Origin of the sequence: Streptomyces sp. NPDC088923 (assembly GCF_044749745.1) — a bacterium.
Classification (GTDB): Bacteria; Actinomycetota; Actinomycetes; order Streptomycetales; family Streptomycetaceae; genus Streptomyces.
Map to the genome: position 1 here is coordinate 220,133 of NZ_JBIVIO010000009.1, position 16,552 is coordinate 236,684.

The following is a 16,552-nucleotide window of genomic DNA, read 5'->3' on the forward strand; positions in this document are numbered from 1 at the left end:
GTCCGCACCACCCCTGTCCGGCAGGAACAGGCACGCCGCGACGTGGCACCCGTACCCTCCGGAGTGGGGCTTCTTCGTGGCAGCATGGGCGCAAGCGGTGGGACCTTCCGGCGGAACTCCCCTGCGCGACTGGGTTGTCCACAGGCTGTGGAGGCGGCGATGCGCTGGTTGGTGGGGTGGAGCAGCACCGCGGCCCGGCGCCGCTCGCCCGGCCCTGCCGCCTACACACCACCGGGCCCGCCCACCGGCTCCGTCGCCGCCCACGACACCGCCTTCGGCGCTCCGGGACCCGAGCACGGCTACGGCGACCCCTACGGCTTCGACCAGTACGGCAGCCGCGGCGGCGCCGCCGAGCACGGCCGCGGCCGCACCCAGGACCCACCTCCCGGCCGCGGCACCTCCTACGCGCGAGACCACGCCGGCGTCGACGACTACGCCGAGGACACCATCCAGCCCGTCGGCGCCCAACTCCTGTGGGGCGACCCCGATCCCCTGTGGGCAGTCGGCGACTGGCGCCCCGACGAACTCCGCGTCGTACGCGCCGACGCCGAGACCCGTATCGCCGTCCTCGGCACCTGCGCCGCCACCGACGCCCAACTGCGCGCCGCGCTCTACTCCGCGAAAGGTGGTGCGCTGCGCCACCTCACCGCGTGGGCGGGCAGCTACACGGCGGTCGTTCAGGTCGGCCGCCGCACCATGGTCGTCGGCGACCTCGCCGGCGCCCGCCCCGTTTTCCACACCCCGTGGGCGGGCGGCACCGCTTTCGCCACCGCCGCACTCCCGCTCGCGGACCTCATCGAGGCCAACCTCGACATCGGCTACCTCGCCGCCCTCCTCGCCGCCCCCGACGTCCCCGAAGCCCTCCAGGACGCCACCCCCTACGCCGGCGTCCATCGCGTCCCCCCGGGACACGCGCTGATCATGCGCGCGGGCGTCCCCGAGATCGCCGGGTACGAGCAGATGACCTCGCTCGCCGTCTCCGCCGCGCCAGTCGCCGCCGACAGCGCCGTCGAGGCGGTGCGCGAAGCACTCGTCGAGGCAGTACGGGTCCGACTCGCCGCGCCCCGCCACGTCCCCGGCACCGAGGCCGACCAGGGCCCCGTCCCCGGCATGGGCCCCGCCGAGCGCCGCGCGGCGCGCGGGATGCCGCAGCCCGGTATCGGCGCCGACCTCTCCGGCGGCAGCGGCTCCGCGACCCTCGCCCTTCTCGCAGCAGGACTGCCGGGGATGCCCGGCACGTTGCTCGGGCAGGGCACGGGCGCGGGCGAACGCCTCGTCGCCGTAACCTTCAACGACCTCGTCGTCCCGGGCCGTGAACCCGAAACCGAACGCGCCGCCGCCCTCGCCGCCAACCCACGCCTGCACCACGTCGTCGTCGCGGGCGGTCCCGACACCCTGCCCTTCGCCGAACTCCGTGTCCCGCTCACCGACGAACCGGGCCCCGCGCTCGTCGCCGCCGGCCGCCACCGCGCCCGGCTCCTCGCGGGAAGCGCCGACCACTTCACCGGGCACGGCGCCCGCCAGGTGCTCGACGCCCATCCCGCCCGCCTCGCCGACCTCCTCATGGACCGTCGCAGACGCCACCTCGTCCGACCCGTCGCCGCACTCACCAAGGCTGAGGGCTCCGTGATGGTGCCCGGCAAGGTCTACGGAGCCGCGCGCCGCCTCGCGCGGACCCCGTACCGCGAGGGGCTGGAGGACGCCGCGGATCTCCTGCTGCGTCGCCGCTTCCCCGAGACGGCGGACGGCGCCATGGGTGCCTCGCTCGCGGCCCTGGCCTGGGCCCGCCCGGGCCCCGCCGCACGCTGGCTCACCGGCGAGGCGCTCGCCGAAGTATCGGTTCGCCTCCACGAGGCTGCGGCCCGTCCCGGCCCCGGTTCTGGTCGCCGCCCCGGCGACTTCCGCGCCCGCGCCGCCCTCGCCCGACACGCCGCCGACCTGCGCGTACTCGAACAGGCCGCCGAAATCCGCTTCCAGCGCCTCCACGCCCCCTTCCTCGACAACCAGGTCGTACGGGCGTGCCGCGCGCTGCCCGAGGCATTGCGAGTACGGCCCGGGGCGCGAGCCGGCGTGCTGCGCGCCGTACTGGAGGGCGCAGGCGTCCACGAACTGCCCCCTGGCTGGGGCACCCCGTCGACCGCTGACCCGTACGCGCCGCTCCGTATCGGTCTGCGCAACCATCTGGACGCTCTCCTCGACGTCTTTCGCACACCTCTTCTCGCCGAGGCGGGCCTCATTGAGGCCCGGGTGGTGCGCAAGGCGCTGAGGCAGGCCGCCGAGGGCGCGCCCGTACCACTCGACGGCCTCGCGGAACTCGTCGCGACCGAGCTGTGGCTGCGACGCCTCCTGGAGCGGCGGGGTACCTCTTGGACGGGCACGCCTACGCGCCAGCGGGCCGTACCGACCGGCTCGGTGGCGCCCGCACGGGGCGCGGCGGGCGCGCTGGGGGCAGGCCGGGGCGCTGTCAGCGGCTGAGAGCGCCTTGCGGGGTGTGGGTGCGCTGCGCGGGCGGCGGGCACTGGCGGCCGGCGGCGCGACGCGTGCGCACCAGAGGCGAAGGGCTGTGGAACTTACGCCGTAGTGCGGTCATTCGTGCCTTCGTCGTCGGACTCCTCACTCCCACTCCTGGCGTGGCCTGCACTGACCTGCCCGGCCCCCTGGCCTGGCCTGGCTACAGAATCCTTTGTCTCCCGTAACCGCCTGCCGTTGAGGGGTACTGCACCGGCCGAGGGCACGGTGTTCGGCATCCATACCGGCAACCTGCTGTGGGGCACGCACTGACCCTGGCTGCCTCACCGCCCTGCTGACTGCCTCCTGTCTCACCTACGACACCCTGCGCTGTGCAAGGAGTCATGTTTCTGCTGTAGCTGGCCACGTGTCTGTTTCTCGCGACCCTGCGCGCGGAGCGCGGGGATGAGGAGGCCGGTCCCGAGACGGCCCCGGCCAGGAATGAGTCCCTTGCCGCCGGCTGCTGCCAGGGCCCGCTGACCAACCTCCTCAACCCCAGGATGGGCGCGTTCTACGGCGCCATCCCCTCCCCCGGTTCACACCGGAGGTATTGCCGCATCTCGCGATGGGCGTGACCCTCGCGTGAGTGCACATCACGCTTGGACTCGTGTGACCGCCAACCTGGCCGGCTGCGCCGGTGTACTCACGGCGCCCACCTCCGTCAGCCCAGGGCACGCGCGCTCTTGGACAGGGTGACTGGAGGTCTCATCGCAGCCCTGGCGATCCGGCTGGCGATGAGCGACTGAGCTCGCCCGCGGAAGGGGCCCCGGCGTGGGGGCCCGTAACAGCGGACGGCCTCCGGGCCCACGAGCCGCCCGGGAGATCCGGAGCGGCCTCGGACGCCCCGGTGCCCGCAGCATAGGCACATGTTCGCGGCGCTCGCTGCCCGCTGCACATCTGCTCACTCGGACGAGTGGCACGATTATTTTTTGGGCCGGAGTTATCCACAGATGTGGGCGAATGGTCGGGGGTGGGTGGGCGGACGCGAAAGAATGGATGCAGGGGAGCCCCCCGGGTGGGTGGGGGTATGCCCGAACCCACCCGCAAGCCCCTCACGCCCCGCCAAGCCTCCACGAACATTCGTTCCCGCCCCCACCCCTCGTGGACAATGGTCAGGTGAAGTACCGCATCCTCGGTGCCGCAGAGGCCCAGGCCCCCGACGGCACGCCCGTGCCGCTCGGCGGTGCCAGGCTGCGCGCGCTGCTCACCGCGCTCGCCCTGCGACCCGGCCGCGAGGTGGCGGCGGGTCTGCTCGTGGACGAGGTGTGGGGCGGCGAGCCACCGCGGGACGCCGGCGCCGCGCTTCAGGCGCTCGTCGGGCGGCTGCGCAGGTCCCTCGGGCACGAGGCACTCGTCTCGGGGCCGGGCGGGTACCGGCTCGTCGCGGAGCGGGGCGATATCGACCTGTACCGGTTCGAGGACCTGCTCGGCGAGGGCTCCGCCGCGCTCGACGCGCACTCCTACGAGAAGGCCGCCGAAGTCCTGCGTACCGCGCTCGGACTGTGGCGAGGCCCCGCCTTCGCCGACCTGCCCGAGGCCGCTGCCGAGGCCCGGCACGCGGAGGATCTGCGGCACACCGCCGTACGCCGCCGAGCCGAGGCCGACCTCGGAGCGGGACGCGCCGCCGCGCTCGTACCGGAACTGCGCGGGCTGACCGCAGCCCACCCGTACGACGAACGCCTGCACGGCCTCCTGCTCCGCGCCCTGCGCGCGGACGGCAGGCCCGCGGACGCGCTCGCCGCGTACGAAGACCTCCGCCGTACCCTCGCCGAACATCTCGGCACCGACCCCGGCCCCGAACTCCGCACCCTGCACGCGGAACTCCTGCGCGAGACGACCGCCCCCGCCCCGGCGCCCGCCGCGCCCACCCCCGCCGCGCTCCCGCCCGCCGCGTCGGCTCCGCGCGCCGAGAGCCCCGCCCCCACCACCGGCATCCGGCGCCGGCTCACCTCCTTCGTCGGCCGCTCCCGAGAGATCGAGAGCATCCGAGCCGCCCTGCGCACCTCCCGCCTCGTCACGCTCACCGGCCCCGGCGGCTCGGGAAAGACCCGTCTCGCCGAAGAGGCAGCCCTCGGCTACTCATACGAAAATATGCCCGCCCCGGCCAAAGCCCCTCCCCTCACCCCAGACGACGACCCCCAGAGCGCCAAATCCCCCCACCTTGCTGGCGAGGCCCCCCACCCTGCGGCCAAAACTCGCCACCCTGCGGCCGAAGCCCCCCACCCCGCTGGCGAGCCCCCGCACCCCGCACCGGCCCAGTCCCCCCACCCCGCCCCAACCGAAATCCCCCCACGCGCCACCACCCCGCCCCCTCACCCCCACATCCGCATGGCGGAACTCGCCCCGCTCGATCGCCCCGAGGACGTCCCCGCCGCCGTCGTCAGCGCGCTCGGGGTGCGCGAGACGGCGTTGCGCACCACCCCCGAACGGCCCGTGGCCACCATCGACCCCGTCGAACTGCTCGTCGAGTACTGCGCGGGCCGCGAACTGCTGCTCGTACTCGACAACTGCGAGCACGTCATCGAGGCCGCCGCGCGCCTGGCCGAAACACTCCTCACGCGCTGCCCCGGACTCACCGTGCTCGCCACGAGTCGCGAACCGCTCGGCGTCCCCGGCGAGGCCGTTCGCCCCGTCGACCCGCTGCCCGCCGCCGAGGCGGTCCGGCTCTTCGGTGAACGCGGCGCCGCCGTGCGGCCCGGTTTTACCCTCGCCGAGGACCCGGACGCCGTCGCCGAGATCTGCCGCCGACTCGACGGGCTGCCGCTCGCGATCGAACTCGCCGCAGCGCGTCTGCGCCTCCTCGGCCCCCGCCAGCTCGCCGAGCGGCTCGACGACCGTTTCCGGCTGCTGACCGGCGGCAGCCGCACCGTGCTGCCCCGCCAGCAGACCCTGCGCGCCGTCGTCGACTGGTCATGGGACCTCCTCGACGAGGAGGAACGCGACGCCCTGCGCGAACTGTCCGTCTTCGCCGGCGGCTGGGACCTCGCCGTCGCGGAGGCCGTCTGCACAGGGCCCGCAGACCACCTCGTCGGCGCGCTCGTCGACAAGTCACTCGTCGTCGCCAGCCCGGAGCCGGACGGTACGGGGATGCGCTTCCGAATGCTGGAGACGATCCACGAGTACGCGGTCGAGCGCGCCGGCGAGGACACGGACCGCGCCGTCGCCGCCGGACGCCGCCACACCACGTACTACCGTGCGCTCGTCACCACCGCGGAACCCCTCATCCGTTCGGGTGAACAACTGCCCTGGATCGCCCGTCTGGAGACCGAACTCGACAACATCCGTGCCGCTCTCGCCCGCGCCCTCGACGCAGGCGAAGAGGAGGACGCGGTCGCGCTCGTCCTCGGCTGCGGCTGGTTCTGGTGGCTGCGCAACCACCGTATCGAGGGCGCCGAGTGGGCCGAGCACACCATGGTTCTCGCCGGAGGCGTCCCCGCCGCCGTCGCCGACCTGCATGTCCGCCACAGACGCGCCGACGGCGGTACGGGCCGGACGGCGTCGACCGGAGCGGACCCCGGCGTCCCACCGGACGACCCGCGCTACTGGCCCCGCCTCCACCTGCGCATGCTCCACCTTTTCCTGTCCTCCGAGACCGATCCGGACCACGAGAACCTGACCCCTGCCGCACGCAGGTACGTGACCGGGCTGCGCGACCTCTTCGCCGAGTCCGACGCGCCCGAGGCGACCGTCTTCCCCGGCCTCCTGGCGGCCTTCGCCCCTTTCTTCCTCGACACGGCCGAGGACGCCTACCCGCTCATCGACGGGGCCGTCGAGCGCTGCCGCCGCCTCGGCGCCGACTGGGAACTCGCCACCGCGCTCATGTTCCGCGTCCACATCACCGTCGACGCCCCGCGTGAGAACGCCGACGCCCAGGACGACCTCGGCGAACTGAGGGAACTCTGCGCCCGCACCGGCGACCGCTGGCTCGGCGCGCAGGTGGCCAGCGCCCGCGCGGAACTCGCGATGGCGCAGGGACGGTACGAGGACGCGCGCGTCGAGTGCGAAGGCGCGCTGCAACTCGCCCAAGAGGTCGGCGCCTTCGCCGAGACCCCGTTCCTCCTCGCCCGCCTCGCCGAGATCGCCCATCACTCCGGCGACCGCCCCCGGGCCGAGACGCACATGGCGCGCGCCGCCGCCGTTGCCGACGAGACCGCCTCGCTGGACGCGCACGCCTTCCTGATTCTGCTTCGCGCGCGCATGGCCCTGGAGGACGGCGCGCCTCACGAGGCCGACGCCCTGTGCGCCCAGCTCAGGGCCGTCAACGGCAGGACAGGTGGCCCACCCACCTGGATGGCCGCCTTCGCTGATACGGAGATACGGGTACGGGCCGCGCTCGAAGGCGCCGATGCCGCGCTCCCGCAGTGGCGCGAGGCCCTGGCCGCCGCCGTCTCCGCGCACCTCTCCGGCAGTATCACCGCCTCACTCCTCGAAACGGGCGCGCTCCTCCTCATGGAGACCGGCGAGCACATCGCCGCCGTCCACGCCCTCACCATCGCCACCCGCCTGCGCGGCCCCCACGCCCGCGGCCCGCACGAAGCGGACCTCGCCGCCCGCGTGACCGCGACCACCCGCGCCGCCCTCGGCCCCGGGCCCCACGCCGAAGCAGTCGCCCGAGCCGCCTCCCGCGCCCCGGCGGACCTCATCGACTGACCCGCGACAACACCCCTGACCAGCGCGGAAACCGGCCCCACGCACGCTCACTCGTAGGTGAACCGCACGCTCACTCGCAGGTGAACCGCGACCCTGCCCAGTCCGCCACACCCAGCCGCCCCAACCGTCCGAACGTCCCCCGCGCGTCACCGATACCAAGACCGTCCCCGACCCCGGGACCGTCCCCGTCGCCATCACCCACGCGGGACCCCGCGACGGAGCCCCATGGCGCAGGCGCCGACGCCGGGTCCACGGCCTCCACCACCAGCCGCACCGTCCGCCGTCCCGCGATCCCCACCCGCACGGGAACCGCCGGCTCGCCGCCCCGCAACACGCCCGAGCGCCACAGCCGAACCCCGTCGGCCCAGACAGCGAAGCGGGCCGCGCCGAGGCCCAGGGTCATGTCGTCGAGTCCCGCGTACGCCTCGTAATCCGTGCAGTCGCGGTTGAGATCGATCGTCGTCCCGGACGGAATCCGCACGCTCACCCCGTGCTGGTACCGCCTCCCCCCGATCGTCATTCCGCCCGGCCGCTGCCACACGGGGCTTCCGCTGAGCCGCATCTCCGGTCCCGTGCCGTCCCCCGTGAGCCCGTACGGCAGCGTGCTCCAGCGGTACTCGACCGGCTCGACGGGGGGCGGTGGCGGTACGGAAGTCGGCGGAGCGGACGTGGGGGTGGGCTTGGAAGGCGGTGGTGTCGGTGAGGCGGGTGCGGGGCGGGGCGCGCGTGGCGACGGGCGCGCCGGTTCAGGAGCGCGCGGCGGCACGGAAACCCGCGATGGCGCGCTCGGCGCGGCCGTGACAGGGGCCGGGCGGTACGGCGGCGTGGGGCTCGGCACGAGCGGCTGCACCGCGGGCGGCTTCGCTTCGGGGAGGGGCGGCTGCTCCGGGTGCCGCTTGTCCTGTTCCTGGGCGGCGAGTACGAGCGCGAGCGCGACGGCGGCCGTGGCGACCACGCCCGCCGCGATCCCCGCCTTCACCGGCCCCCCCACCCCCTCCGAGGCGGCGCCGCCCCCGCCCACGGCCGCCGCCGAACCCGCCGCCCCCGCACCCGCCGCGCCCCCGATGAGCGCGAGCGCCTTCCCGTACCCCGCCGCACCGAACCAGCCGATGACCGCGAGCGGCACGAGCCCGGGAATGCCACCCGCGACCTCTTTGACCTGCGAGGCCGCGAGCCGGCACTCCGCGCACTCCTTGAGGTGCTTGCGCAGTCCCCGCTCGGCCCGACTGCGCAGCCCTCCGCGCGCGTACGCGCCGAGCCGGTCCGCGTACGCCGCGCAGTCCTCGCTCGCCGTTCGTGCCGCGCTCACGTGCGCCTGGAGGTACGCCTGTTTGAGGCCCTCGCGCGCCCGGCTCGCGAGCACGCGGGTGCCATTCGCGTCGAGCCCGAAGAGCATCGCGATCTCGCTCGGCGACTCGTTCTCGACTTCGGTGTGCCACAGCACCGCCTGCCAGCGCTCGGGCAGGCTGCGGAAGGCGCGTACCGCCATCGACTGCTCGGCCTCGTGCATCGCGAGCACGTCCGCGCCGAGGTCGACGGCGTCCCCGTCCGCACTTGGGGCACGCGCCGCCTGAGCGGCGAACACCGCGAAGTCGTCGACCAGTTGCTCGCGCCTGGCGGTCTGCGCCCAGTCGGCGGCGACGCGCCGCACCGTCGTCAGCAGGTACGCGCGCATCGCGTACTCGGGCCCCGCGCCGTGCCGCAGCGCCGCGAGCGTGCGCGCGAAGACCTCGGCCGTCAGGTCCTCGGCCGTGTCCCGGTCCCGGCAGCAGGTACGGGCGTAGCGCCGCACCCCGTCCGCGTGCCGCCGGTACAGCTCCGCGTACGCGGCCTCGTCCCCGCCGCGTGCCCGGTGCAGCAGGTCGCCGTCCCCCGCCGCCGGATGCCCACCCTGTCGCGGCACGTGTGCCCGCGCCCCGTCCTGCTCCGTACCGCTGCCGCCCTCGTGCGCCCCGCGTCCCTGTCCCGGCACGGTCTCGCGCGCCGGACCCTCGACGCCCTCCGTGCCGGCCCCCGCGTCCCCCGCACCGGTCCGTGGCTCGGACCGGTCCTTCTTGCTCACCGCGAAAACGCCCCCGTACCGACGCGAAGATCCGGACTCCGGCACAGACTCGCACGGACCATGACGCCGCCGGGCGGGGGCAAAGCAGCCTTCAGCCGTGCCCGTACCGTCTCTGATCTGCGCGAACACTGATTCGCATCGGCCGTCGGAACTCACCCGAACGGATGAAGACGCAAAGCGGCGCGGTGACCCTTGAGGCGGTACGACCGCACGCCAGGGCTCACCGCGCCGTCGCGCGAGACCGTCCTACTCCAGCGGCCGGCTCCGCAGCCCTTCGAGCAATATGTCGAGCAGCCGCGTCGACGCGGCCGCCTGCTGCTCCGGATCGGGCAGCGCGGGCGCTGCCGTGGCGATCACGAGAAGGATGTCCGAGACCGTCACGTCCTCACGCAACTCACCCGCCTTGCGCGCCCGTTCGAGGAGCCGGCCCACGACGTCGAGCAGCACGGCGGCCCCGGAGTCCTCGGCGACAGCCGTCGTCCCCGGCCCGTCCCCGAGTGCCCCGCGCTGTGCCGGCACCCGCTGCGCCTCAGCGGCACCACCGGTACCCGCACCGGAGACGCCGCCCAACCCCGCACCCACGGCCGACCCGGTACCCGCGCCGCTCGCCGGAACGACCCGCAGCACCTGGGGCGGCAGCAGCCGTCCGGCGCCCGAGGCCACCGACATACGCAGGAACCGCGACAGCGCGGACCAGGGCTCCTCCTCCTGACCGAGTGCCGAGCGCGCCTGCTCCGTGAGCCGCGCCGTCTCCTCCTCGGCGATCCGCCGCACCAGCACGTCCTTGCTGGGGAAACGCCGGTACACCGTCCCGACGCCGACCCGGGCGCGCCGGGCCACGTCCTCCATCGGCGCGCCGTACCCCAACTCGCCGAACACCTCGCGCGCCGCGCGCAGCACATGCTCCAGATTCCGCTGCGCGTCCACGCGCAACGGGGCCGTCCGCGAGGCCGCCCGCACCCCGCGCGGTGCCTGGGGCCCGCCTCGGAAACCCGGCGCCGATCCCGCCGTCACCGCCCCCGGAGTGATCCGTGCCGCCGGCCATTGCGCATCCCGTATCTCCATGCTGTTCCCCCGGTCGTGGGGTCTCCCCCCGGAGACCCCCTCAGCTGCGGCCGGAACGTGAGGAACGGTCCGTTTCCCCGGGAGCGCGCCCATGCCGCTCCGGCGAGTAACGAACATAGTTGAGAGCCGGGCAATTCAGAAGGGCCCCGTTCCGGACAGAAAACACCGCATGGCAAGCACCTTGGGGCCCCTTGCCCCACACCCCCGGTCACCCCACCGGTACCACCCGTGCCGACCTGCGGGAACACCGAATTTCTCGGCTCCTCACTGATCCCATAAGCCTTCTGATTGGCAGTCATATGAATTACGGGGCCTGTGGACAAACCTGAAGTGCCGTTGCCTCATGGGGTGGTGAAGGAACCCGTGCGCATTCTCGTGATCGGCGGCGGTCACGCCGGTACGTACACCGCGCTGCGCCTGGAGCGCCTGCTGCACGCCGCCGGAGCGCCCCGCGCCGAGGTCAGGCTCGTCACCCCGGAGCCCAGCCTGACCTACCGCCCCCTGCTCGCCGCCGCCGCTGCCGGCACCCTCTCCCCGCGCCACGTCCTCGTCCCGCTCCGCCGCGTCCTGCGCACGACCCGGCTCCTCCTCGGCGAGGCCGTATCCCTCGACCTCGCCACCCGCACGGCATACGTACGCACCCCGGCCGGCCCCGAGGCGGCGCCCGTTCCGTACGACGTCCTCGTCCTCACCCCCGGCACCGCCCCCACACCCCCGCCGCCGCACGCGCTCACGCTGCACAGCATCGCCGACGCACTCGCGCTGCGCTCCCACGTCCTCGCCCAGCTCGACCTCGCCTCATCGACCCGCGACCCAGCCGTCCGCGAAGCCGCGCTCTGCTTCGTCTTCCTCGGCGGCGGGTACGCGGGCGTCGACGCGCTCCCCGCGCTGCGCGCCATGGCCGAACGCGCCCTCAGGCACTACCCGGGCCTGCGCCCCGCCGACCTGCGCTGGGTCCTCGCCGAGCCCGGCGAACGGCTGCTCCCCGAGGCTCCGGCGGACAGCGGTACGTACGTGGCACGCGCCCTGCGCCGTGACGGTACCGAGATCCGGCTCGGCGCCGCGCCACGCACTTACCGCCCCGGCCTCCTCGTCCTCGACGACGGCGACTCACTCGCCACCCGCACCCTCGTGCACACCCCGAGCGCCATCCGCGCCCCTGGCGCACCACCCCATCCCCTCCTCACCACCCCCGCGCTCCCGCTCACCCCCGACGGCCGCCTGCGCTGCACCTCCGGCCTCGCCGTCACCGGCACCCCGCACACCTGGGCCGCCGGGGACACCGCCGCCGTCCCCGACCCCCAAAGGCCGGGCGCCACCCGCGCCCCCCACGCCGGACACGCCCACGGCCAAGCCCAGGTCCTCGCCGACAACCTCCTCGCGACCCTGCGCGGCGAGCCGACACGCCCGTACGACGAGAAGGACGAGGGCCTCTACGTGGCACTCGGCCCGCACGACGGCCTCGCCCGCCTCCACGGCCGCACCTTCACCGGGCGCCCCGCCGTTCTCCTGGCCCGCGCGCACCACCTCAGCCGCCTGCCGACTGCCCGGCGCAAGGGACGCGTCCTCACCGAGTGGGCCTTCAGCGCCCTCTTCCCGCGAGAGCCCGTGCCCCTGGGAGCCCCGGCGGCGGGCCCGGGCGAACCGCCCTGAGCACGGCCGCCGACGGCCCGATACCACCTGCCGCCACCTGCGCCGCCCCCCACCCGAAACCTGCTCCAACCCGCCCGGTCGCGCACGAGACACGACCAGGCCAGAACCGTTACAGCCGAGCGCACCACCCCCGCGCACGCCCGGACACGCACCACCCCACGAGCGCTCCGCGCAACCCGAAACGGGGACCGGCCCGCCAGACCGGAACTCCCTGTGAGCGCCGTCCGTCTGAGGGGTGACGGAGGAGGCCCGACCCGCCCGGCTCCTCGCGCCGCGCCCTGCCCACCCTCCCCGGCGTTCGGTACCTTCACAGGCTCCGGACACCACCGGCCCCGCACCGGACCGGCACCGTCGCCCGTACCCGGAGCGACGGCCGCCGCCCACCGCACCCGCACGATGTACGACGACCCCGACACCACGAGGCGAGACTCGGTGAACTTCACGCGCTGGAGCGCCCGGCTTCCCGGCACGCAGCGTCGCGCCGCCGCACGGACCGACCGGGGCGGCGTCCCCGCGGCCCGCGCGCGGGAGCGCGGCGAAAGCCCGGCGGACAGCGCCCCGGAGCCCGCACCCCCGGCCCCCACCGTCGACCGGCTGCCCGCCCGCGAACTCCTGGAGCACGCTCCCGCCCTCACCGCCCTCCTGCACGGTCCGGACCACCGCCTCCTCCACGTCAACGAGGCCTACCGCACCGCCTTCGGCACACCCCCGGGCGAGGCCACCGGCACCCCCGCACAGGAAGCCCTCCCCGAACTGGCGGCGCTCGGACTGCTCCCCCTGCTCGATCAGGTCCACCGCTCGGGCCGCCCCCGTACGGTCAAGTCCCGCAAAGCCCCGGACGGCCGCAGCTACACCTTCACGTGCGCCCCCGTCTCCGTACCGCCCGAAGCGCCGGACGCACCCGCGGACACCGCGATCCTCGTCTTCGCCAGCGACGTCACCGACCACGCCGAGGCCGCCGAACGCCTGCGCGCCAGCGAGCGCAGCCAGCGCGAGACCGCCGTCACGCTCCAACGCTCCCTGCTCCCGCAAGAGCTCGAACAGCCAGACGACCTGCGCATCGCCGCCACCTACCAGCCCGGCGGCACCGAGGCGGCGGTCGGCGGGGACTGGTACGACGTGATCACCCTCGGCGGCGGCCGCACCGCCCTCGTCATCGGGGACGTCATGGGGCGCGGCGTACGCGCCGCCGCCGTCATGGGACAGCTCCGCACCGCTGTCCGCGCCTACGCCCGCCTCGACCTGCCCCCGCACGAGGTCCTGCAACTCCTCGACGGACTCGCCGCCGAGATCGACGCGACCCAGATCGCCACGTGCGTCTACGCCGTCCACGACCCCAACGAGGGCCGCCTCGTCTACGCCTCCGCGGGACACCTGCCGATCCTCGTCCGCGACGAGAACGGGATCATCCACCGCGCCGAGGAACCCACCGGACCCCCGCTCGGTACCGGCGGCTGGCTGCACGCCTCCGGCTCCGTGCCCCTCACCCCCGGCTCCACGGCCGTGCTCTACACCGACGGCCTGGTCGAACGCCGTGACCAGGACATCGACCAGGGCGTCTCCGCCCTCGCCGACGCCCTCGCCGGCGCGAGCGGCAGCCCTCAGGTGATCTGCGATCGCCTCCTGCGCGCCCTCGGCGTCACCGCCTCGCACGACGACGACGTCGCGGTCCTCGTCGTCGAGCACCCGGCCCGCGACGGCTCGGACGCCGACCTCTTCCGCAACGCCACCCTCGAACTCCTCGGCGGCGTGGAGGCGACCCCGCGCGCCCGCGCCTTCGCTACGGGTGTCCTCAGCAGCTGGCGCTGCCCGTCCGAACTGCACGACATGGGCGTCCTCGCCGCGAGCGAGCTCGTCGCGAACTCCCTCCAGCACGGCGCCCCGCCCATGCGGCTACGCCTGCGCCGCACCGATCGCCGCCTCATCGTCGAGGTCACCGACGGCGACGACCACCTCCCGCGCCGTCGCCGAGCCGAGCCCGTCGACGAGGCGGGGCGCGGCATCGCCATCGTCGCCCACGTCTCCTCGGCCTGGGGCTGCCGCCGCATCCCCGGCGGCGGCAAGGCCGTCTGGTGCGAGTTCGCCTTTCCCGCGAAGCGCACGCCTCCCGGTCCCTGAGCCTTCAGGGACCGGGGCCGCTTCGCTACGGCGCGGGACCTGCGCGGAGCCGGTCATGGCTGCCGGGCCGGTCGAACCGGTCGAGCCCGGTACGGGTCAGATCCCGGCGGGCGCCGGGTTCTCGCCCGTCGTGCTGGACTCGCGCGCGTCGAGCGGCAGGGGCGCCTCCTCGGCGGCGGGTATCAACCCGCCCTCCGCCACGGGACTCATCGCGACGACCCGCGACTTCGCCCCGTACGGCCGGTCCTGCGCCGCGGTGAGTCGTGGCCCGATCCGCAGCGCCAGCACCGTGATGACCAGCGAGAACAACAGGAAGGTCAGGATGTACGGAGTGTGCAGCGAGGCCGCCATCGGTCCGCCGATCGCCGGGCCCACGGCCAGCGCCAGCTGTTTGACCAGCGCGAACGCCGAGTTGTACTGCCCGACCATGCCGTCGGGCGCCAAGTCGGCGACGAGGGGCGCCACCGTGGGCGAGAGCATCGACTCACCGAGCCCGAAGAGCCCGTACGTGGAGATGAAGGCCGCCGTCGCCATCGCCTGGCTGCCATGCCCGAGTCCGGCAAAGCCCGCCACGGCCCAGGCGAAGGCCCAGATGAGCCCCACGAGCGCGATGACACGGCTGCGACGACGCCGCTCCACCAGCTTCAGCACGGCGAACTGCGCCACGACGATCACCGCGGTGTTCGCCGCGAGTGCCACGCCGAGCGTCGAGGCCGAGACCCCGGCCGCGTCCACGCCGTATGCCGCGAGCCCCGAGTCGAACTGCCCGTAGCAGGCGAAGAAAATCACGAAGCCGAGGACGGACAGCTGCACCATCGCCCGGTCCTTGAGCAGCGACCGCATCCCGCGCTTGCCGCCGTCACCGGCGGGGACGGCCTCGCTGATGCCTCCCGCGTGCGGAAGGCGCGTGCTCGCGGCGATCGCGGCGAGCACGAGGAACATGGCCGCCTCGATCGAGAAGAGCAGGACGAAGCTGGACGGGTCGTGCTCGTCGACGAGCTGTCCGCCGGCGAGCCCGCCTATGCCGAGGCCCAGGTTCTGGAGGAAGAACTGCGTCGCGAAGGAGCGCGTCCTGGTCTGCGGCGTCGAGCACCACACGACCATGGTCGCGAGGGCTGGGGCCATCACCGCCGTACCGGCCCCGAGCAGTGCCGCCGAGGCGAGCGCCGCGACCTCGCTCGTCGAGAAGCCGAGCGCCATCGCTCCCGCTGCCGAGAGCAACGAGGCGACGACCAGTACGGGAAGCGGCCCTCGCCGGTCGATGGCCCGGCCCACGAACGGCAGCACGACCAACGCGGCCACGGCGAACACGGCGAGCACGAGCCCAGCCGCTCCGGCACCGAGATCCCGTGTCTGCGCCACGTAGACGTAGAGGAACGGAACAGTGAACCCGATGCCGAACGCGCTGAGCGCGCTGCCCACCTGAATCCTGCGCATGGCCATGCCCATTGCCCTGGTCACCTTCACCTGCCTTAGGTCTCAACACTTCGAAGCTAAAGTTTCGTGTTGAAGAGTACATCGTCAAGGACTTCAACGCCAAGCCGAGGCGTGCGATACTCGGCACCATGGGCGATACGACCGGCCCCCCTGAGCCGACACTCGAAGAGCAGATCGCCGCGTACCAGCGCGAATACAGCGATCTCGACCCACAGGTGGAGCAGATCGTCTCGGCGCTCGGCCGCCTCAACCGCCGCATGAACGTTGCCTACGGGCGGCAGAGCGCGCAGCTGAACATGAGCAACGCGGACTGGGAGGTCGTGAAGGTCCTGGTCCTGTCGGGGCCGCCCTACCAGCTGGGGCCCGGGGATCTCGCGAAACGGCTCGGCCTCACGCCGGCCGCGATGACCCACCGAATCGACCGGATGGTCGCGGAGGGACTGGTCACCCGTGACCGCGACGAGCAGAACCGGGTGCGGGTCATCGTCGAGCTGACCGACGAGGGACGGCAGAAGTGGCTGCGCTCAATGAGCCTCGCCTCCGCTTTCGAGGAGGACCTGCTCCAGGACCTCTCGCCAGGCGAGCGGAGCATCCTCGGCGGCATGCTGACCCGTCTCCTGCGCCGGGTGGAGGAGACTCAGCCGGACGCGGGCGGCCGGCTGAGCGATCTCGACTGAGCGGTCCCACGACTGCGAGGTCCGCCCCCGGCACGGGCTCTGTCCCCCGGGTTTTGCCTCGCACCGCATGCTCAACGTGGGCGGGGGTACGCGTCTTCCAACGCCCGCTTGGCTGTGGCCGGGCTCACGTTTGACATCGGCCGATCGGGTCCGTAAGGTTCCACGAGTTGCCACGAAGACGTAACAACCTTGTGACAGCACTCTCGCCGCGCGAGCGGCAAACCCCTTCTTTGATCAGTACGACTCCCGTGCGGGAAAGTCCCGGGCTGCGTTACTTTTTGCGCTGCCCGAATTCGTTTCCGATCGGCTCGATTATGAGTCCGGGCGAGAATCCACTACTGTTCAGGACGTCGGAACGGACCGGAAACGGCCGGGAAGACAA

8 protein-coding genes are annotated in these 16,552 nt (G+C 73.7%); 5 read left to right on the forward strand and 3 right to left on the reverse strand.

All coding sequences use genetic code 11. From position 1 onward, the window contains the following. Window positions 1–159: 159 nt before the first annotated feature. Together ACIP4O_RS27505 and ACIP4O_RS27510 are read left to right on the forward strand one after the other, a co-directional pair. Window positions 160–2,475: an asparagine synthase-related protein gene (locus ACIP4O_RS27505; protein ID WP_401578483.1), complete on the forward strand. Its 2,316-nt coding sequence runs from the start codon at window positions 160–162 to the stop codon at window positions 2,473–2,475. Between the two features lie 1,149 nt (window positions 2,476–3,624). After that, a complete protein-coding gene (locus ACIP4O_RS27510) occupies window positions 3,625–7,158 on the forward strand; it encodes a BTAD domain-containing putative transcriptional regulator (RefSeq protein WP_401578484.1) in 3,534 nt (1,177 codons plus the stop codon). Window positions 7,159–7,228: 70 nt separating this feature from the next. On the opposite strand, the gene ACIP4O_RS27515 is transcribed toward ACIP4O_RS27510, so the two are convergent. After that, window positions 7,229–9,220, reverse strand: a complete 1,992-nt coding sequence (locus ACIP4O_RS27515) for a sigma-70 family RNA polymerase sigma factor (RefSeq protein ID WP_401578486.1) — start codon at window positions 9,218–9,220, stop codon at window positions 7,229–7,231. A 246-nt stretch (window positions 9,221–9,466) separates the two neighbouring features. Then, window positions 9,467–10,285 (reverse strand): TetR/AcrR family transcriptional regulator, encoded by an 819-nt coding sequence (locus ACIP4O_RS27520; protein ID WP_401578488.1) that lies wholly within the window; start codon window positions 10,283–10,285, stop codon window positions 9,467–9,469. Between the two features lie 363 nt (window positions 10,286–10,648). Between ACIP4O_RS27520 and ACIP4O_RS27525 the strand changes: the two genes are divergently transcribed. After that, a complete protein-coding gene (locus ACIP4O_RS27525; RefSeq protein ID WP_401578490.1) occupies window positions 10,649–11,938 on the forward strand; it encodes an NAD(P)/FAD-dependent oxidoreductase in 1,290 nt (429 codons plus the stop codon). Between the two features lie 432 nt (window positions 11,939–12,370). Continuing rightward, complete coding sequence (locus tag ACIP4O_RS27530) at window positions 12,371–14,056, forward strand: SpoIIE family protein phosphatase (protein ID WP_401578492.1); 1,686 nt, start codon at window positions 12,371–12,373, stop codon at window positions 14,054–14,056. A gap of 96 nt (window positions 14,057–14,152) precedes the next feature. Here the strand turns inward: ACIP4O_RS27530 and ACIP4O_RS27535 are convergent, their stop codons facing one another. Continuing rightward, window positions 14,153–15,505: an MFS transporter gene (locus tag ACIP4O_RS27535; RefSeq protein WP_361329704.1), complete on the reverse strand. Its 1,353-nt coding sequence runs from the start codon at window positions 15,503–15,505 to the stop codon at window positions 14,153–14,155. 116 nt (window positions 15,506–15,621) lie between these two features. Between ACIP4O_RS27535 and ACIP4O_RS27540 the strand changes: the two genes are divergently transcribed. Next, window positions 15,622–16,170 carry a MarR family transcriptional regulator gene (locus tag ACIP4O_RS27540; RefSeq protein WP_361329680.1) on the forward strand — a complete coding sequence of 183 codons (549 nt, stop codon included), beginning with the start codon at window positions 15,622–15,624 and terminating at the stop codon, window positions 16,168–16,170. The last annotated feature ends 382 nt before the right edge of the window (window positions 16,171–16,552 follow it).